At 62.6% G+C, this 19,083-nt stretch carries 18 protein-coding genes and 1 pseudogene; 8 read left to right on the top strand and 11 right to left on the bottom strand.

Translation table 11 applies throughout. The features are described from left to right. Positions 1–4: 4 nt before the first annotated feature. Together NKI58_RS15320 and NKI58_RS15325 are read left to right on the top strand one after the other, a co-directional pair. The gene (locus tag NKI58_RS15320) at positions 5–496 is read left to right on the top strand and encodes a MaoC family dehydratase (protein WP_502894602.1); all 492 of its coding nucleotides are present in this window, start codon (positions 5–7) and stop codon (positions 494–496) included. Between the two features lie 3 nt (positions 497–499). Continuing rightward, the gene (locus tag NKI58_RS15325; RefSeq protein WP_023678872.1) at positions 500–1,381 is read left to right on the top strand and encodes an HpcH/HpaI aldolase/citrate lyase family protein; all 882 of its coding nucleotides are present in this window, start codon (positions 500–502) and stop codon (positions 1,379–1,381) included. 20 nt (positions 1,382–1,401) lie between these two features. Here the strand turns inward: NKI58_RS15325 and NKI58_RS15330 are convergent, their stop codons facing one another. Then, the gene (locus NKI58_RS15330; RefSeq protein ID WP_352786499.1) at positions 1,402–1,986 is read right to left on the bottom strand and encodes a nitroreductase family protein; all 585 of its coding nucleotides are present in this window, start codon (positions 1,984–1,986) and stop codon (positions 1,402–1,404) included. Between the two features lie 156 nt (positions 1,987–2,142). Here NKI58_RS15330 and NKI58_RS15335 point away from each other — a divergent pair, with 156 nt between their 5' ends. Then, entirely contained in the window at positions 2,143–3,108 is a 966-nt protein-coding gene (locus tag NKI58_RS15335; RefSeq protein WP_352853554.1) for an RgsD C-terminal domain-containing protein, read from the top strand. A 151-nt stretch (positions 3,109–3,259) separates the two neighbouring features. Here NKI58_RS15335 and thrS read toward each other — a convergent pair whose 3' ends face one another. The 4 genes from thrS to NKI58_RS15355 form a co-directional block, all read right to left on the bottom strand. Next, positions 3,260–5,233 carry a threonine--tRNA ligase gene (thrS, locus tag NKI58_RS15340; RefSeq protein WP_352786498.1) on the bottom strand — a complete coding sequence of 658 codons (1,974 nt, stop codon included), beginning with the start codon at positions 5,231–5,233 and terminating at the stop codon, positions 3,260–3,262. Positions 5,234–5,401: 168 nt separating this feature from the next. Then, positions 5,402–6,217 carry a class D beta-lactamase gene (gene blaOXA / locus NKI58_RS15345; RefSeq protein WP_352786497.1) on the bottom strand — a complete coding sequence of 272 codons (816 nt, stop codon included), beginning with the start codon at positions 6,215–6,217 and terminating at the stop codon, positions 5,402–5,404. 146 nt (positions 6,218–6,363) lie between these two features. Continuing rightward, positions 6,364–6,738, bottom strand: a complete 375-nt coding sequence (yidD, locus tag NKI58_RS15350) for a membrane protein insertion efficiency factor YidD (RefSeq protein ID WP_352454656.1) — start codon at positions 6,736–6,738, stop codon at positions 6,364–6,366. Positions 6,739–6,817: 79 nt separating this feature from the next. Beyond that, the gene (locus NKI58_RS15355; protein ID WP_352568832.1) at positions 6,818–6,985 is read right to left on the bottom strand and encodes a hypothetical protein; all 168 of its coding nucleotides are present in this window, start codon (positions 6,983–6,985) and stop codon (positions 6,818–6,820) included. A gap of 91 nt (positions 6,986–7,076) precedes the next feature. On the opposite strand from NKI58_RS15355, the pseudogene NKI58_RS15360 reads away from it, so the two are divergent. Then, positions 7,077–7,992, top strand: a pseudogene (locus NKI58_RS15360) (LysR substrate-binding domain-containing protein). Here the strand turns inward: NKI58_RS15360 and NKI58_RS15365 are convergent. Beyond that, entirely contained in the window at positions 7,989–8,435 is a 447-nt protein-coding gene (locus NKI58_RS15365; RefSeq protein WP_023678879.1) for an iron-sulfur cluster assembly scaffold protein, read from the bottom strand. The pseudogene NKI58_RS15360 and the gene NKI58_RS15365 overlap by 4 nt on opposite strands. A gap of 240 nt (positions 8,436–8,675) precedes the next feature. Here NKI58_RS15365 and folE point away from each other — a divergent pair, with 240 nt between their 5' ends. The 3 genes from folE (at position 8,676) to NKI58_RS15380 (ending at position 10,875) form a co-directional block, all read left to right on the top strand. Continuing rightward, complete coding sequence (gene folE, locus NKI58_RS15370; RefSeq protein ID WP_023678880.1) at positions 8,676–9,338, top strand: GTP cyclohydrolase I FolE; 663 nt, start codon at positions 8,676–8,678, stop codon at positions 9,336–9,338. Positions 9,339–9,348: 10 nt separating this feature from the next. Then, complete coding sequence (gene hisI, locus NKI58_RS15375; protein ID WP_352568834.1) at positions 9,349–9,819, top strand: phosphoribosyl-AMP cyclohydrolase; 471 nt, start codon at positions 9,349–9,351, stop codon at positions 9,817–9,819. A gap of 84 nt (positions 9,820–9,903) precedes the next feature. Then, positions 9,904–10,875 carry a patatin family protein gene (locus tag NKI58_RS15380; protein ID WP_023678882.1) on the top strand — a complete coding sequence of 324 codons (972 nt, stop codon included), beginning with the start codon at positions 9,904–9,906 and terminating at the stop codon, positions 10,873–10,875. A gap of 19 nt (positions 10,876–10,894) precedes the next feature. Here NKI58_RS15380 and recJ read toward each other — a convergent pair whose 3' ends face one another. From recJ to NKI58_RS15405, 5 genes are all read right to left on the bottom strand, one after another. Next, positions 10,895–12,679, bottom strand: a complete 1,785-nt coding sequence (recJ, locus tag NKI58_RS15385; RefSeq protein ID WP_352697785.1) for a single-stranded-DNA-specific exonuclease RecJ — start codon at positions 12,677–12,679, stop codon at positions 10,895–10,897. Between the two features lie 60 nt (positions 12,680–12,739). Then, positions 12,740–13,723 (bottom strand): class II fructose-bisphosphatase, encoded by a 984-nt coding sequence (glpX, locus tag NKI58_RS15390; protein ID WP_352786496.1) that lies wholly within the window; start codon positions 13,721–13,723, stop codon positions 12,740–12,742. 202 nt (positions 13,724–13,925) lie between these two features. Beyond that, complete coding sequence (locus NKI58_RS15395; RefSeq protein WP_352454459.1) at positions 13,926–15,239, bottom strand: homoserine dehydrogenase; 1,314 nt, start codon at positions 15,237–15,239, stop codon at positions 13,926–13,928. A 40-nt stretch (positions 15,240–15,279) separates the two neighbouring features. Then, positions 15,280–16,497 carry an LL-diaminopimelate aminotransferase gene (locus tag NKI58_RS15400; protein ID WP_352647807.1) on the bottom strand — a complete coding sequence of 406 codons (1,218 nt, stop codon included), beginning with the start codon at positions 16,495–16,497 and terminating at the stop codon, positions 15,280–15,282. Between the two features lie 40 nt (positions 16,498–16,537). Beyond that, positions 16,538–16,924, bottom strand: coding sequence for a hypothetical protein (locus tag NKI58_RS15405; protein ID WP_352786495.1), 387 nt, complete (start codon positions 16,922–16,924; stop codon positions 16,538–16,540). Between the two features lie 97 nt (positions 16,925–17,021). On the opposite strand from NKI58_RS15405, the gene phaC reads away from it, so the two are divergent. Further along, positions 17,022–18,857, top strand: a complete 1,836-nt coding sequence (gene phaC, locus NKI58_RS15410; RefSeq protein ID WP_352786494.1) for a class I poly(R)-hydroxyalkanoic acid synthase — start codon at positions 17,022–17,024, stop codon at positions 18,855–18,857. The last annotated feature ends 226 nt before the right edge of the window (positions 18,858–19,083 follow it).

Here is a 19,083-nt window from a genome sequence, read left to right on the forward strand (position 1 = left end):
CGATATGCAACGCCTATCAACCCTGAAGCAGCGGAGGAGATCGACCATGGCCGGGCTTTATCTTGAGGAGTTCGTTGTCGGCCATGTGTTCAAGCACACGCTGCGCAAGACCGTGACCGAAAGCGACAACATGCTGTTTTCGGTGATGACGCTGAACCCGCAACCGCTGCACATCGATTTCGACTTCGCGGCGAAGAGCGAATGGGGCAAACCGCTGGTCAATTCGCTGTTCACGCTGGGCCTGATGATCGGCATCTCGGTCAATGACATCACCGTCGGCACCACCATCGCCAATCTCGGCATGAAGGAGACAGTGTTTCCGCACCCCGTCTTCCATGGCGACACCATTCGCGTCGAGACCACGGTGGTTTCGGTGCGCGATTCCAGGTCGAAACCGGACCGCGGTATCGTCGAGTTCGAGCACCGCGCCTATAACCAGAACGACGTGCTGGTTGCCAAATGCACGAGGCAAGCCATGATGATGAAAAAGGCATAGCCGATGCGTTCTCTGCTCTTCGTTCCCGGCGATTCGGAAAAGAAGCTGGAGAAGGGCTTTGGCGTAGGCGCCGACGTGGTCATCATCGACCTCGAGGATTCGATTGCCGCGCAGAACAAAGGTCTGGCGCGCGACACAGCGGCGCGTTTTATCGCCGAGCACAGGCACCGGACCAGCTCCGCGATCTATGTTCGGGTCAACGATCTTTCGACCGGACTGACCGACGACGATCTGGCGGCGCTCGTGCCGGTGAAACCAGACGGCATCATGCTGCCTAAGTCGAACAGCGGACTGGATGTCCAGCATCTCTCGGCCAAGCTCAGGGTGCACGAAGCCGAAGGCGGCCTGCCGGATGGAGCGATAAGGATCCTGCCGATCATCACAGAAACGGCCGCAGGCGTCTTGGCCGCAGCGACCTACGCCCGTGCAAGCGCGCGGCTTGTCGGCGTCACCTGGGGCGCGGAAGATCTGTCGGCGGCAATCGGCGCACGCGCGACGCGCGACGCGAATGGCCGCTACACGGATGTGTTCCGCCTCGCCCGCACCATGACCATGCTTGCCGCAAGTGCCGCGGAAGTCGCGGCAATCGACACCGTCTTTCCGGATTTTCGCGACATGGCCGGCTTCGAGGCCGAATGCGCCGAGGCCGAGCGCGACGGTTTCACCGGCAAGATGGCGATCCATCCGGCGCAGGTGCCGGTCATCAACGCCGCCTTCACGCCTTCGGCGCAAGCGGTGAAAAGCGCCCTGGCGATCGTCGAGGCGTTCGAGGCGGCAGGAAATCCCGGCGTCGTTGGCATGGATGGCAAGATGTACGACCGGCCGCATCTCAAGCTCGCAGAGCGGCTCCTGGCGCGAGCCAAGGCATCGGAGCTTGATCCTTAGGGGTCTGTTCCGCGCCGAAATTATCCCACCCACGGCCCTGAATAGTCGGCATAGAGCTTTGCCGGATCGGGCCGCGGTCGTTCCGGTGCTGGCCCCTGGTAGGAGCCGATATGGACGAAGCCGACGACCCGCTCATGCGGCGCCAGGCCGAGGATCGCCCTGCCCTCGGGCACGTCGGAATACCAGTTGCTGATCATGTTGGTGCCGTAGCCCAGCGCATTGGCGGCAAGCATCAGGTTCATCGCCGCCATGCCGCCGGACAGGAACATCTCCCATTGCGGGATCTTTGGATTTTCCCTGGGGATAGAAATCACGCCGATGACCAGCGGTGCCCGCGAAAAGCGCGCCAATTCCTGGTTGCGCCGGCCTTCCGGCAGCGGCCCTTCGCGCTGTTCGGCAAGTTCTGCCAGCTTCTTGCCGATCTCGATGCGGGCCTCGCCGCGATAAAGGATGAAACGCCAAGGCTCCAGCCGGCCATGGTCCGGCACCCGCGAGGCGGCGGCGATCATCGTCGCGATCTCCGCATCGCCCGGTGCCGGTTCTTTCAAATCCGGGATCGGCGCGGAATTTCGGCTCAGCAGAAAATCGATGATCGGCGACGCCATGGGCGCAAGTCTCCTGGAATTTGAGCTGAAGCGCACCATCGGGACATCGGGCGGCTTGGGCATTGGCGCGGCGCGCCGAACAAAGAGCCCTGTAGCAGAAGCCGACCGGACTCTTAAGCCTTGAAATTGCCACCGCCTTGGGCTTCAACGCAAGGCATGTTTGAGGGGACATTGCGTCTTTTCCTGATATGGCTCGCTGCCGCACTGTTGATGGTGCCGGTTTCGCTTGCCGTCGCCCAGGATGTGGACGGCCTCGGCGAGCTGAAGCTTCCCGGAATTTCGGGCTATGCGCATCCGAAAAGCGAGACATCGCTGGCATTGGGCAGCAGCGGGGCGATCACGCTGTCGGCGCAATTGACCGACAAGGGCGCCGACATCACGCGCGGCATCGTCTGGCGCGTCTTCAAACCCGAATCGGCCAGCGACGGCAAGCTGCCGATGGTCGCCTCCGCTCATGGCGGCACCGCCATATTCCAGCTCGAGCCGGGTTCGTATCTGGTCCACGCCTCCTACGGGCGGGCCGGCGCCACCAAGCGCATCACCGTCGGCAAGGAAGCCAAGCGCGAGAGCCTCGTGCTCGATGCCGGTGGCCTCAAGCTCGATGCCGTGCTGTCCGGCGGGGTACGCATACCGCCGAAGAAGCTGCGCTTCTCGATCTATGAGAGCCACGCCGCGGCCGATGGCGATCGCGCCCTCATCATACCCGATGTCGAGCCGAACAGCGTCGTGCGGCTCAATGCCGGCACCTACCACGTCGTGTCGACCTATGGCGCGGTGAACGCGGTCATCCGCTCCGACATCCGCGTCGAGGCCGGCAAGCTCACCGAAGCGACGGTCGAGCACCGTGCCGCCGAGATGACCATGAAGCTGGTGCGCGAACCAGGCGGCGAGGCTATCGCCGACACCTCCTGGTCGTTGCTCAATGAATCCGGCGATCCGATCAAGGAAACCGTCGGCGCCTTTGCCTCGATGGTGCTGGCCGAGGGCGACTACACCATCATCGCCAAGAACCGCGACCGCATCTACCAGAAGGATTTTACGGTGGTGGCTGGGCACAACCAGGACATCGAGGTTCTGGCCACCGAGGCTTCGGCCATCGATTCCGAGGAAGGCGCCGACTGAGGCGCGCCCCTCTAAGCTGCCTTGCGCATGCGTCGCGCCAGCGCATCGCCGACGCGCACGTCGATCGATTTGCCAGATAGGCGCGCGGCGTGACAGGCATATGAAAATGGCGGTGGATCGCTCCACCGCCATTCGTTGCTGGTCGGCTGGTTCAGGCCGCGCGGCGCTTGCGGTCGGGTGTCACCGCCTCATCGGCAAGCAGCTTCACGGCGGCTGCGAGGCCGAGTGATTCCTGGTCGCGCGACCCGAGACGACGGATATTGACCGTTTCTTCCTCGGCCTCGCGCTTGCCGCAGACGAGGATGACCGGGACCTTGGCCAGCGAATGCTCGCGGACCTTGTAGTTGATCTTCTCGTTGCGCAGATCGGCTTCGGCGATCAGCCCCGCCGCCTTCAGCTGCGCAACGACCTTTTGGGCGTAATCGTCGGCATCGGAAGTGATCGTCGCCACCACCACCTGCAGCGGCGCGAACCAGAGCGGGAAATGGCCGGAATAATTCTCGATCAGGATGCCGAGAAAACGCTCCATCGAGCCGCAGATGGCGCGATGCACCATCACCGGCTGCTTCTTTTCCGAATCCGAGCCGATGTAGAAGGCGCCGAACCGTTCCGGCAGGTTGAAATCAACCTGCGTGGTGCCGCATTGCCAGTCGCGGCCGATGGCGTCCTTCAGCACATATTCGAACTTCGGCCCGTAGAACGTGCCCTCACCCGGATTGACGCCCGTCTTGATCCGGTTGCCCGACCGCGCCGCGATCTTGTCGAGCACGTCCTGCAGCACGCCCTCAGCATGATCCCACATCGCGTCGGTGCCGACCCGTTTTTCGGGGCGGGTCGCCAGCTTGACGGTGATTTCGTCGAAGCCGAAATCGGCATAGGTCGAGAGGATCAGATCGTTGATCTTGATGCACTCGTCGGCGAGCTGTTCCTCGGTGCAGAAGATGTGCGCATCGTCCTGGGTAAAGCCGCGCACGCGCATCAGCCCGTGCAGCGCGCCGGACGGCTCATAGCGATGCACATTGCCGAATTCCGCAAGTTTTACCGGCAGATCGCGGTAGGATTTCAGCCCGTGCTTGAAGATTTGGACGTGACCGGGGCAGTTCATCGGCTTCAGCGCAAACACCCGGTCGTCGTCGGTGTCGTCGCCAGCAACCGTCACCTTGAACATGTTGTCCCGGTACCAGCCCCAGTGGCCTGACGTCTCCCACAGGCTCTTGTCGAGCACCTGCGGCGCGTTGACCTCCTGATAGCCCTGCTCGTCGAGGCGGCGACGCATGTAATTGACCAGGTTCTGGAACATCCTCCAGCCCTTGGCGTGCCAGAACACGACCCCGGGGCCCTCCTCCTGGAAGTGGAACAGGTCCATCTCACGGCCGAGCTTCCTGTGGTCGCGCTTCTCGGCCTCCTCCAGCATCGTCTGATACGCTTCGAGCTGCGCCTGGTCGGCCCAGGCCGTGCCGTAGATGCGGGTCAGCATCGGGTTGTTGCTGTCGCCGCGCCAATAGGCGCCGGCGACCTTCATCAGCTTGAAGGCGTTGCCGATCTGGCCAGTCGAGGCCATATGCGGGCCGCGGCAAAGATCGAACCAGTCGCCCTGTGCATAGATCTTGAGGTCCTGATCCTCGGGGATGGCGTCGATCAACTCGAGCTTGTAGCGCTCGCCCTTGTCGGCAAAGATCCTTTTCGCCTTTTCGCGCGACCAGACCTCTTTGGTGAACGGCTTGTTGCGCGCAATGATCTCGCGCATCTTCTTCTCGATCACCGGAAAATCGTCGGGCGTGAACGGCTCGTTGCGGGCAAAATCGTAGTAGAATCCGTTTTCGATCACCGGCCCGATGGTCACCTGCGTTCCCGGCCAAAGTTCCTGCACGGCTTCGGCCAGCACATGGGCTGCATCGTGGCGGATGAGCTCCAGCGCACGCGGGTCCTCGCGGGTGATGATCTCGACTTTGCCCGATCTGCCGATCGGGTCGGAAAGATCGCGCACTGTGCCGTCGATCGAATAGGCAACGGCCTTCTTGGCCAGCGACTTCGAGATCGATTCCGCCAGGCCGGCGCCGGTCATCGCCGCGTCGTAATCGCGAACGGAACCATCGGGAAATGTCAGGGAAACGGAATTCAGCATAAGATTCTCCTATCCAGTCCCGCAAACGAGCGCGGGTGGTGAAATGCATGTCACCCAAGACTGCTTAGCGGTTTTGGGGCTACGACATGCATCAGTAAGAGCCGGATGCGTCCGGCGGCGAGCGGTCTTTTATGGGCAGTTTTCGGCGCCGTAAAGCCGGATGTAGGTTCACCTGAGGAGATTCGGCAGATCTTTCAGGAACATCGCCCGCGTCTTGAGCCCCTTTGGCGTGTCGGAACGTTTCGTATCGACTACCAGGCGGGCAAAGACGATCTTGCGAGCATCGGTCTGCGCACAGCCGACAAAGCAGCCAAGCGAGCGCTTGTCGGCGCTGTCGCCGAGCCTGGTCGTTCCGGTCTTACCCTGCACCGTCCAGCCGCCTGCCCGGAAGGTCGGGACAATCGCGCTGGTCATCGCATGGGCCTTGTCCGAGACCGGCAGTTTCCGCGCCAGCAGCTTGCGCAGGAAATCGACCTGCTCGACCGGCGATATCTTGAGCGAAGAATTCACCCAGGAATGGGTGAGGCCGTCATTCTTGCCGGCAGTGCCGGAGACTTCGGTGTTACCATAGTCCAATCTGGACACATAGCCGGCAAACTGTTTGCTGCCGAGCCGGCGCGTAATCTCGCGTGAGAACCAAAGGACCGAATCCCTTTCCCAGATCGTCGGGTCGACGGTCTTGCGGTCCCGTTTCGGAGCATTGAACTCTGCCTTGTACTCCCAGCTTGGCGTATGCTCGTCGCTCAGGATTCCAGCATCATAGCCGATCAGCGCCAGCGGAACCTTGAATGTCGAGGCGGGGCTGAAGCGCTGATCGCAGGTCCCTTGGCGATACAGCGTCTCGCCGCTTGCGGCGTCGACGATCAGCGTGCATTCGACGTCCCCGAGCGGCGCCGATTGCGCACGGATCGGAAAACCCATCAGCCACGCCAGGACATAGAGAACCACGGCGAAAACGAAGGGAAGACGATCTATCCGGCGCATTTGGTAATCTCTCCTGAAGGGTGTCAGGAGCGGCTTAGCGAGGTGTCTTGTCTCGATTTTGTCTCAAATGCGCTATGTCAGCGCAAGCTGCGGTTAACCCTAACAGATCGTAAAAAGCGATCCCTTTGTGCACCGCACAGCTGCGGTCAACTGTCCAGGTCGCCACGTTTTTTCCCGATCCGCCAGTACCGCCATGGCGTGAACCAGAGGTAGCGATCAGCCAGTGCCTCAGGCACCCGGTCGATGCCGTGCGTGCCGAACGGTCCGCAGCGCAGCACCCGGAAAAACCCCATCCAGCCGCCGGCCCACAGCCCGTGGCGGGCGATCGCTTCGTGCGCGTATTCGGAACAGGTCGGCAGATGCCGGCAGGAATTGCCGACGAAGCCGGACAGCGTCAGCTGGTAGAGTCGGACAAGCGACGTGCCGAAGACGCGGCCCGGCGTCTTGCGCCACGGGCCGGGCCAATTGCGTCCTTGTCGAATCGGTCTGGCGCCGTGCGCTTGCCGATGTTGGCCGACCACCGCAGTCTCCACATCGCGTTTCCCTACGCGATAGATGTGCGCATCGGGCCAGGAACGCAATGCCGTTCCGGCAATCCGGTCATGGCCTGGTACGGCGAACCGGGTAGTGGTCGGGCGTCGGCCTTCGACATACGGCGACGCTGGTCGGCGGCCTCTCCTCGCACCAATCCCTATGCGGTTTCTCGTCGTACCACTGAAACGTCGCGATCCGCACGACATCGCCTAGAATGTTGAGAAACTGGATCATGGCGGCACTCCTTGAGCACCGATTAGAGCGCCGCTGGCCTTGCTCTTCAAACGAGTATAACGTCCACGTCAGATAACTCTGAGTTATGCGAATGAAGCGCGGACACCTCCCCCTGACGGCTCTCAGAAGCTTCGAAGCAGCCGGTCGTCACCTGAGCTTCAGCCGTGCGGCCGAGGAGCTTTATGTTTCGCAGGCGGCGATCAGCCGACAGATCCGCGAGCTCGAAACCTTCCTGCGCCAACCTTTGTTCTTCCGCCATCATCGCCGCGTCGAGTTGACCGACACCGGCCGGCGGCTGCTCGACCAGTTGGTCAGAAGTTTCGAGGGCATCGACAGGCTGCTTTCGGAATTGACGGCGGCCCCGACGCAGTCCGTGGTACGTGTCAGCGTCGAGCCATCGCTTGCATCCGTATGGCTTGGTACCGCGGCTCAACCGGTTTCGCGAGTTGCGACCCGACATCGACGTTTCCCTTGAGGTCGACCCGAGGTTGATAGAGTTTCGCAGCGATCAGCCCGAACTTGCCCTACGTTTCAGTGCGCACGCCAACTCATGGCCACGCAGCGAAGCCGAACAGCTTGCCGCGGTCGTCGATTCCCCAGTTCTGTCGCCGGCACTTCTTGCATCCGGCCCAGCTCTGGAAAAGCCGATCGACCTTGGTCGCTATACATTGCTGCACGAAGAAAACCGTCAGGCTTGGGCGCGCTGGTTCGAAGCGGCGGGCGTGACGGCTGATGCCGTGCCTGCGCGCGGCCCGATGCTGGCCGATGCTTCGCTTTCAAAGCAGGCAGCCTTGCTTGGACATGGTGTCGCGCTGGGCGATCTTTTGCAGATCGGCGAAGAACTTGCGTCCGGCGCGCTGATCAAGCCTTTCGACATCGACGTCGCGTCGGGCGCCTATTGGCTAGTGGCCAGAAGGCTGAATGACCTTTCCGAGCCGGCCAGGGCTTTTGCCGACTGGGTCCGGGCGGAATTCGCCGAAAGCCGGCGTTTTCTCGCCAAAGTTTAAGCTGCCTCTTCCGCCCGCTTCTTCTCGATCTGGCCGATGGCATCGACCACTGCGTCGAAGGTCAGCATGGTCGAGGCGTGGCGCGCCTTGTAGTCGCGCACCGGTTCCAGGTATTTCAGGTCGGCGAAACGACCTTCGGGCGGCGGGCCATTTTCCTTCAGCATCTTCAGCATCGTCTCGCGCACGCTGCGCAATTCTTCGGCGCTGGCGCCGACGACATGCTGCGCCATGATCGACGACGACGCCTGGCCAAGCGCACAGGCCTTCACGTCATGCGCGAAATCGCTGACGACGCCATCATCCATCTTCAGATCGACGGTCACCGTCGAGCCGCACAGCTTGGAATGTGCTCGTGCGGTTGCGTCGGGCCGGTCGAGCCGGCCGATCCGTGCGATGTTTCCGGCAAAACCCAGAATTTTCGCATTGTAGACATCGTCGATCATATTTTTCCAATCCGTCGCCGCCCAGCGAACAGCGATTGCCGCTCTGGCGTCTTCCTTTCGCTCGGCACGAACATATATAATGGCGGTAGTCGGGTATCGACAAGGCGACCACAAACCTCGTCATGCCCAAATCTGTTCACGCCACTTACGGGCTGGAAACCGGGCGAGTTTCTGACACCCGAAAGGTCGTGGTCCGTTCAACTCGTTCCTCCTGAGAGAGGAACTACGGGAGACGCCTTTATGGACGCCGTTATCAAGAAACTCATGCCGCAGTCGGCCTATATGGAAAAGCCGGTCACCGACCGGCCAAGCGAGGCCGAAGTCGAAGCCGCGGTGCGCACCTTGCTGCGCTGGACCGGCGACAACCCTGACCGCGAGGGTCTGATCGACACGCCGAAGCGCGTCACTAAGGCGTTCCGCGAAATGTTCAACGGCTACGACATGTGTCCGGCCGAGGAACTCGGCCGCACCTTCGAGGAAGTCGCCGGCTACGATGACCTCGTGATCGTCAAGGACATCACGTTCCACTCGCATTGCGAGCACCACATGGTGCCGATCATCGGCAAGGCACATGTCGGCTATCTGCCGGACGGCAAGGTCGTCGGCCTGTCCAAGATCGCCCGCGTCGTCGACATCTTCGCCCATCGTCTGCAGACCCAGGAAGCGATGACGGCGCAGATTGCCGGGGTCATCCAGGACGTGCTCAATCCGCGTGGCGTCGCCGTCATGCTCGAGGCCGAGCATATGTGCATGGCCATGCGCGGTATCCGCAAACAGGGCTCCACCACGCTGACCTCGACCTTCACCGGCGTCTTCAAGGATACACCCGAAGAGCAGGTCCGCTTCGTCACCATGGTGCGCGGCGGCGGAACTGATCAGACCCGCCCCACCTTAGTTAAATAAGGACCGGCGAATGTCGGCATTGGAGTTCCCGAAAGCTCCCTCAGACAAGAAGGCGCTTGAGGAAGGCACGGTCCTTTCGCCGCGCTTCGATGCCGGCGGCCTCGTCACCGCCGTCGTCACCGATGCCGAAGACGGCATGCTGCTGATGGTCGCGCACATGAATGCCGAGGCGCTGGCGCTGACGCTCGAGACCGGCATCGCGCACTACTGGTCGCGTTCGCGCAACGCGCTGTGGAAGAAGGGCGAAACCTCGGGCAATGTCCAGGAGGTTGTCGAGATGCTCACGGATTGTGACCAGGACGCGATATGGTTGCGCGTCAAAGTGCTGGGTCACCAAGCAACTTGTCACACCGGCCGACGTTCATGCTTTTATCGGACGGTGGGGCTGAGCGATGGCAAAGGGACACTTGCCAGCGACGGCAGCAAGCCACTGTTCGATGCGGAAAAAACGTATCGAAAGCGCAATACACCATCAATATGAACCATTCGCAGCACTTCAGCCACGTATATTCATGATTTCGATACGGCCCGCCTATAGGATGGCCGTGGGACAAGGGAGATTGTGATGCTCGACTGGGCGTCATTGCGCAACAGACCTGACGTTCGGGAGGCCAATGGCCTCTCCTCGGCCGCGGGCGCATCCGAAACCAAATCTCCGGGCAAAACAGGGATTTCGCTGGCATTGGGCGGCGGCTGTGCGCGCGGCTGGGCGCATATCGGCGTGCTGCGCGCGCTTGACGAAGCCGGCATCGAAGTGTCGATGATCGCCGGCACCTCGATCGGCGCGCTGGTCGGCGGCTGCTATGTTGCCGGCAAGCTTGACGAGCTGGAAGAATTCGCGCGCAGCCTGACCAGGCGGCGCATTTTTGGCCTTCTCGACCTCAATCTACGCGGCAGCGGCCTGTTCGGTGGCATGAAGCTCGATGCGCGGCTGCGCGAGCACATAGCCGGCATCCGCTTCGAGGACCTGCCAAAACCATTCGTCTGCGTCGCTTCGGAAATCCGCACCGGCCATGAGATCTGGCTGTCGAGCGGCTCGTTGAGCACCGCAATGCGCGCCTCCTACGCGCTACCCGGCGTGTTCGAGCCGGTCGCCTGCAATGGGCGTGTGCTGGTTGACGGCGCACTGGTCAATCCGGTGCCGGTCTCGGTCTGCCGTGCCTACGAGCAGCCGCTCGTGGTTGCGGTGAACCTTCACTACGATCTGTTCGGCCGCGCCGCGGTGATCAAGCACAATGCCGGCGAGCTGGTCATCGAGAAAGACGCGCCGAGGGCCGGCCACGCCGATCCCGAACGCCAGTCGCGCGAGACGCGGCTCGGCATTACCGGCGTCATGGTCGAGGCCTTCAACATCATCCAGGACCGCATTTCGCGCGCCAGGCTGGCCGGCGACCCGCCGGACATATCGCTGCAGCCGAAGCTCAGCCATATCGGCCTGACCGAATTCCACCGCGCCGACGAAGCGATCCGTATCGGCTACCAGGCAACGATGGCGCAGATCGGCGACCTGACCCGGCTGCAGACCGTCCTCGCTTAGGCAGGGCGGCAGCGAGCTCTCAGGCAAGCGCCGCGTCGACGATACGAAATTGCACCGTGCGGTTGCCGTTCCAGTGGTTGCCCGACAGCGAGCCGGCGACATGCACCGGCTTACCCCTGTTCTTGAACAGGAATTCGCCAAGAGCGGTGTCGACGGCGCGAAAGGCGATCGCCTGGATGCGGCCGCCGCTTTCCGACTGCAGGTCGGCGCGGATGTGGTTGCTGCCGACCGCCCGCGCATCGACAAGCCGGTGGCGCGGCAGCGCGAACACCGGCGCAACATGCCCGGCGCCGAACGGCCCTGCCCTCTCAAGCGCATCGAGCAGCGCAAGCGTGGCGCCCTCGGCGGCAAGCGCGCCGTCGATCGCCAGGCTCTCCTCGCCTTGCAGGCGGAACACATCCACCGCCGCGCGCTCTTCGAAGAAAGCCCTGAGTTCGCCGAGCTTCGCCCGCTCGACAGTGATGCCGGCCGCCATTCCGTGGCCGCCGCCCTTGACGATAAGTCCGGCATCGGCAGCCTCGCGCACCAGCCGGCCGAGGTCGAAGCCAGACACTGAACGGCCTGAACCGGTACCGACACCATTGACGTTGAAGGCAATGGCAAATGCGGGCCGGCGCGCATGGTCCTTGAGCCGCGAGGCAAGCAGGCCGACAATGCCCGGGTGCCAGTTGCTGCTGGCTGTGACCACGATGGCCGGACCATTGCCGCCGGCAAGCTCGGCGTCGGCCTCTGAGCGCGCCGCGGCCAGCATCTCCTGCTCCATCGACTGCCGCTCCTGGTTGAGCCGATCCAGCGTCTCGGCGATGGTGCGGGCTTCGACCGGGTCGTCGGTTGCAAGCAGGCGGCTGCCAAGTGCTGCGTCGCCGATGCGCCCGCCGGCGTTGATGCGCGGACCGATCAGAAAGGCCAGATGGAACGTGTTGATCGGCTCGCCGATACGCGAGACCCGCGCCAACGCCGCCAGCCCTTCGTTCCTCTGCTGCCGCGCAACCTGCAGCCCCTTGACAACGAAGGCGCGGTTGATGCCGGTGAGCGGCACCACGTCGCAGACGGTGCCAAGCGCTACCAGATCGAGCAGGCCAAGCAGGTCCGGCGGTGCGGCATCCGGCAGGCGGCTGCGCAGAATCTTCGCGGTCTGCACCAGGCAAAGGAAGACGACACCGGCGGCACAAAGATGACCTTGGCCGGAAAGGTCGTCCTCGCGATTGGGGTTGACGACCGCAGTCGCCGCCGGCAACGGCCCGCCGACCTGATGGTGATCGAGCACCACGACGTCGGCGCCGACGGCCTTCGCCGCGTCGATGGAAGCAGCACTATTGGTGCCGCAATCGACGGTGACGATCAGCGTCGCGCCGCGCGAAACGAGTTCGCGCATCGCTTCCGGATTGGGGCCGTAGCCCTCGAAGATGCGGTCCGGTATGTAGATCTCCGACGGCACCGAGAAATGCGCGAGAAAGCGCTTGAGCAGCGCCGATGAGGCGGCGCCGTCGACATCGTAGTCGCCAAAGATCGCCACCTTTTCCCTGGCCATCACCGCCTGGGCGATGCGAGAGGCGGCCTTGTCCATGTCGGTCAGCGATGCCGGGTCGGGCAGCAGGTTGCGGATGGTCGGATCCAGAAACTGCTCGGTCTGCTCGGCGGTGACGCCACGCCCGGCCAGCACGCGTGCCACGATATCGGGCACGCCATACCCTTGCGCGATGGCGAGCGCGGCCATGTCCTGACGCTCGGTCAGCCGGTGTTCCCAGGAAACGCCGGTGGCCGACTGCCTGACATCGAGGAAAAAGCGTCTTTCCCCCGTCACGTGACGCGCCGTCTGCAATTTGTCATTGCGCACAGTATGCAACGGCTAACTGAGTCGAAATCAAAACTTTTCCAGATCCTGGTGCCTGGCCTTGATTTCGCGCACGGTCCGCGATGACGATCGCAGGACGATCGTGTGCGTGGTGATGAAATTGCGGCCGAACTTGACGCCGGCCAGCATATTGCCGTCGGTGACGCCGGTCGCGGCAAACAGCACGTCGCCGCGTGCCATGTCTTGCGTGTGGTAGATCCGTTTAGGGTCGGAGATGCCCATCTTGGCGGCGCGCGCCAGCTTTTCCGGCGTATCGAGGATCAACTTGCCCTGCATCTGGCCACCGGTGCAGCGCAAGGCGGCAGCTGCGAGCACGCCTTCCGGCGCGCCGCCGGTGCCGAGATAGATGTCGATGCCGGTCTCGTCCGGGTCGGTGGTATGGATGACCCCGGCGACATCACCATCGCCGATCAGACGAATTGCGGCTCCGGTCGCCCGCACGGCTTCGATCAAGGCGCCATGGCGCGGCCGGTCGAGAATACAGGCGGTGATCTCCGCCACCGGCACGCCCTTGGCCCTGGCGAGGCTGGCGATGTTTTCGGCCGGCGAGGCATCGATGTCGATGATGCCGTCGGCATAGCCCGGGCCGATCGCGATCTTGTCCATATAGACGTCCGGCGCGAACAAAAGGCTGCCTTTTTCGGCAATGGCGATAACGGCCAATGCGTTGGGCAGGTTCTTGGCGCAGATCGTCGTGCCTTCGAGCGGATCGAGCGCTATGTCGACAGCCGGGCCTTTGCCGGTGCCGACCTCCTCGCCGATATAGAGCATCGGCGCCTCGTCGCGCTCGCCCTCGCCGATCACCACCGCGCCGTTGATGGCAAGACGGTTGAGCTCCTGCCGCATGGCATCGACCGCGACCTGGTCGGCGGCTTTCTCGTCGCCACGTCCGCGCAATCTGGCGGCCGCGACCGCGGCGCGTTCGGTGACGCGCACCAATTCCATGGTCAGTATCCGGTCGAGGCCGGCGACAATGTTCTGGGCCACATTCATCGATGGACAATCCTCGTTGGCAGTTTGTTTTTATTATGCATGTCGTTGTCCCAAAACCGCTGCACACTTTTGGGCGACATGCATTAGCCTCCCGCCAGAGACGCGCTTCTTGTGTCAAAGCCCCGTGACAACAGCAAGACCTGCGCTGGACCTTTTTGAAAGCGCAGCAATATCAATCGATTAAACGCAAAATGTGAGACTGCTATCCGGCCCGCTCGATGCGGATGACTTGCGGCTTGTCGGTCAGAAGGCTGTCCCTGGTGATGCCGTCGACGGCCTTGCGCACCGCCGCCTCGGTTGTCTCGTGGGTCACTAGGATGACGGTCTTCTGTGCCTCGGTTTCCGGCCCGGCGGCATGCTGGACGATCGATTCCAGCGAAATGTCGTTGTCGGCCATGCGCTTGGCTATTGCCGCGAAGACGCCGAGGCGGTCGTGTACGGTCAGCCGGATGAAATAACCGCCAGCATGGCTGCGCATCTGCGCTTTCTTGTAAGGCTTCAATTCCTTCGCCGGCCGGCCGAAGACCGGACCATGCTGGAAGCCAGGCCGGCTCTTGGCGATGTCGGCAATGTCGCCGATCACCGCCGACGCGGTGGCGTTGCCGCCGGCGCCAGGGCCGGAAAGCAGCAATTCGCCGAGGATGTCGGTTTCGATCGCCACCGCATTGGTGACGCCGTGCACCTGCGCGATGACCGAGGCCGTCGGCACCATGGTCGGGTGCACGCGCTGCTCGATGCCGCTTTCGGTGCGTTGGGCGACGCCAAGCAGCTTGATCCGGTAGCCGAGATCGCCGGCCGCGCGGATGTCGGCCTGGCTGATGTTGGAGATGCCTTCCATGTAGATATCGTTGGCGGCGATCTTCGTGCCGAAGGCAAGGCTGGTCAGGATCGACAGCTTGTGCGCGGTGTCGTGACCCTCGATGTCGAAGGTCGGGTCGGCTTCGGCATAGCCCAGCCGTTGCGCATCCTTCAGGCAGGCATCGAAAGACAGGCCCTCGGCTTCCATGCGCGTCAGAATGTAGTTGCAGGTACCGTTGAGGATGCCGAAAACGCGGGTCACCGAATTACCGGCCATCGCCTCGCGCATTGTCTTGATGACCGGAATGCCGCCGGCCACCGCCGCCTCGTAATTGAGCAGCACGCCTTTCCTCTCGGCGATCTCGGCCAATGCCACCCCGTGTTTGGCAAGCAACGCCTTGTTTGCGGTGACGACATGTCGGCCGGCCTCGAGCGCCGCTTTGACGGACGAGCGTGATGGGCCTTCGTCGCCGCCGATCAGCTCGACGAACACGTCGATCTCGGCGGTCTGCGCCATCTTGACGGCGTCGTCGAACCACTGTGCTGTGCCAAGATCAACGCCGCGGTCGCGTTTGGGATCGCGGGCCGAAACCGCCGACACGACGATGTCGCGCCCGCACTGCCGCGTCAGTTCGGCCGCCTTGTCGCGTAGCACGCGGGCCACCGACGCACCGACGGTGCCGAGCCCGGCAATTCCAACACGCAACGCTTCAGCCATGTCCGGCGACGCCCCATTCAGTCGGTTGATGTGTAGAAAATCAGCGATGCGCGGCGAGCGGCACGACGTTATTCGGCTGCTTGGCGCTGGATGCGAGGAAGCGCTTGATGTTGCGCGCCGCTTGCCGGATCCGGTGCTCGTTTTCGACCAGCGCGATGCGTACGTGATCGTCGCCATGCTCGCCGAAGCCGACGCCCGGCGCCACCGCGACGTCGGCGTGCTCGATCAGGAGCTTGGAGAATTCAAGCGAGCCCAGGTGCTTGAACGGCTCCGGGATCGGCGCCCAGGCGAACATCGAAGCCGCCGGTGCGGGAATGATCCAGCCGGCGCGGCTGAAAGCGTCGACCATGACATCGCGGCGTTTGCGGTAGACGTCGCGCACTTCGGCGATGTCGGCGCCGTCGCCGTTGAGTGCATGCGCCGCCGCCACCTGGATTGGCGTGAAGGCGCCGTAGTCGAGATAGGATTTCACTCGCGTCAGCGCCGAGATCAGCCGTTCATTGCCGACCGCAAAACCCATGCGCCAGCCCGGCATCGAAAAGGTCTTCGACATCGAGGTGAACTCGACGGCGACGTCTATGGCGCCCGGCACCTGCAGCACCGAAGGCGGCGGATTGCCGTCGAAATAGATCTCCGAATAGGCAAGATCCGACAGGATGATGATGTCGTTCTTCCTGGCGAAGGCCACCACCTCCTTGTAGAAATCGAGCGAAGCGACCAGTGCCGTCGGGTTGGACGGATAATTGAGGATCAGTGCCAGCGGCTTCGGGATCGAATGGCGGATGCCGCGCTCCAACGCCGGGATGAAGCCGTCGTCCGGCTCGACCTGCAGCGAGCGGATGACGCCGCCTGACATAATGAAGCCGAAGGCGTGGATCGGATAGGTCGGGTTGGGGCACAGGATCACATCGCCGGGGGCGGTGATCGCCTGCGCCATATTGGCAAAGCCCTCCTTCGAGCCGAGCGTCGCCACCACCTGGCTGTCCGGGTCGAGCTTCACACCGAAGCGGCGGGCATAGTAGTTGGCCTGGGCACGACGCAGGCCCGGAATGCCGCGCGACGACGAATAGCGGTGCGTGCGCGGATCGCGTACCACCTCGCAGAGTTTGTCGACGATGGCCTTGGGCGTCGGCAGGTCCGGATTGCCCATGCCAAGGTCGATGATGTCGGCGCCGCGCGAACGCGCGCTGGCCTTCAGCCGGTTGACCTGTTCGAAGACATAGGGCGGAAGCCGGCGGACCTTGTGAAATTCTTCCATGGCAGTTCCAGACAGTGAGGTTGCGGTCGCGCGTATAAGCTTATTTGCAACTAGGGTCGAGAGCGGGGTCGCATTTGCCTTCGATCTGCTTCAGCGCCTCGGCGCCGTGTTTTTTTGCCAGCTGGTCCAACGCTGCCTGGTCCGTAACCTTGACGCCGCCGCCCTTGGCGGCCTGGCTCTGCTCCTCGGCCTTCAGTTGGGCGAGCTTGGCGTTCTTTTCCTCGTCGGTGAATTGCTCGGCCGCCACCTGCGGCCGGATGTTCAGGTTCGGATAGGAACCGGTGTCCTTCGCGCCGACAAGGCCGGTGGCGGGCGCCGCACCTTCTATGTTGCTGCTCGTGCAACCGGCCATCGCCAACAGGACGAGCGCCATGCGGCAAAAACGACCAGTGCCGGAAAAAACGTTCTTGCCAATATTAATCGTCATATTGTTTTCCTGGCGGCCGGGTTAGAGCACATTGGACCCTGTTCGATATCCCATGGTAATATGTCAACAAAACGCTTCGGGAGGAACCCCGCGAACCATGTCCAAAACACCCGATTCGGGCAAAGCGGAAGATGACCAACCTTCGACCGTCGAGCAATATCTGGTGAAGGACCCGGAACGCTTCGCCTTGAACATGGCCCGCATGATCGAGCAGGCCGGCAAGGCCGCCTCGGCATGGGCCGAGCCGCGGGAAAAGGGCGAGGTGCGCGATCACGTCGCCGAGCCGGTCGTCGATATGGTGAAGACGTTCTCCAAGCTCACCGAGTACTGGCTCTCCGACCCGCAGCGCGCGCTGGAGGCGCAAACGCGGCTGTTTTCCGGCTACATGACCGTCTGGGCCAACGCCGTCCAGCGCATCGGCGCCGGCGCCGAGGACGCCGAGGACGCGGTCAAGCCCGAGCGCGGTGACAAGCGTTTCCAGGACCCGGAATGGGGCCGCAACGCCTTCTTCGATTTCCTCAAACAGGCGTATCTGGTCACCTCGCGCTGGGCGGCCGAACTGGTCGAGCACGCCGACGGCCTGGACGAGCACACCCGCCACAAGGCCGGCTTTTATGTCAAGCAGGTGTCCAATGCCATCTCGCCGTCGAATTTCATCCTGACCAATCCGGAATTGTTTCGCGAGACTGTCGCCTCCAACGGCGAAAACCTGGTGCGCGGCATGAAGATGCTGGCCGAGGACATTGCCGCCGGCAAGGGCGACCTGAAGCTGCGGCAGGCCGATTATTCGCCTTTCGAGATCGGCAAGAATCTCGCCACCACGCCCGGCAAGGTGGTCGGCCGCAGCGACGTCGCCGAAATCCTGCAATACGAGCCGGCGACCGAGACCGTGCTCAAGCGGCCGCTGCTGATCTGCCCGCCATGGATCAACAAATACTACATCCTCGACCTCAACCCGCAAAAATCCTTCATTCGTTGGGCGGTCGAGCAAGGCCACACGGTCTTCGTCATCTCCTGGATCAACCCGGATGAGCGGCACGGCGCCAAGAGCTGGGAGGCCTATATCAGGGAGGGCCTGCAATACGGCCTCGACACGATCGAGAAGGCCACCGGCGAAAGGCAAGTCAACGCCATCGGCTATTGCGTCGGCGGCACGCTGTTGGCGGCAGCGCTGGCCTTGATGGCGCAGGAAGGCGACCACCGCATCAAATCGGCGACCTTCTTCACCACCCAGGTCGATTTCACCTATGCCGGCGATCTAAAAGTGTTCGTCGACGAGGAACAGGTCGCGGCCGTCGAAAAGGCGATGAACGAAAAAGGCTATCTCGACGGCACCAAGATGGCGACTGCATTCAACATGCTGCGCTCGGGCGACCTGATCTGGCCCTATGTCGTCAACAACTACATGCGCGGCAAGGATCCCCTGCCCTTCGACCTGCTCTACTGGAATGCCGATTCGACCCGCATGGGCGCTGCCAACCATTCCTTCTATTTGCGCAATTGCTATCTCGAGAACAGACTTTCGCAAGGCATGATGGAACTGGCGGGCCGCACGGTTTCGCTGAAGGACGTTACCATGCCGGTCTACAACCTCGCCTCTAAGGAGGACCATATCGCGCCGGCGCTGTCGGTATTCCTCGGCTCGAAATATTTCGGCGGCGAGGTCGATTACGTCATGGCCGGCTCCGGCCACATCGCCGGGGTCGTCAATCCGCCGGCGGCGCAGAAATATCACTACTGGACCGGCGGCAAGCCGGCCGGCGACTTCGACCAGTGGCTCGCCGGGGCCACCGACCATCCCGGTTCCTGGTGGCCGCACTGGCAACGCTGGATCGAAGCCAAGGACAATACCCGCGTACCGGCCCGCAAACCGGGCGAGCATATGCAAGTTCTAGGCGAAGCCCCCGGCACCTATGTCAAGGTGCGCGTGTAACCATCTGTAATGTGTGGTGAGTTGACGCGCCGCCAAAAGCGGGCGAAATGGTGCCGTCAACCCTGAGCAGCCTTGATTCATCCTCTAGCCGCCAAATTACTTTGAGGCTTGCAGATTTGACACAGGTCTCGTTTCCGGTTCGGGGAACAAGGGTCATTTCGACGAGACGTTTCGACGCCGCGCCAATGACGAACCGGTCGGATATCGAGGGGGAATTTTGTTTTGA

This window comes from Mesorhizobium sp. M0522 (assembly GCF_040321085.1).
In the GTDB taxonomy this organism is placed as follows: domain Bacteria; phylum Pseudomonadota; class Alphaproteobacteria; order Rhizobiales; family Rhizobiaceae; genus Mesorhizobium.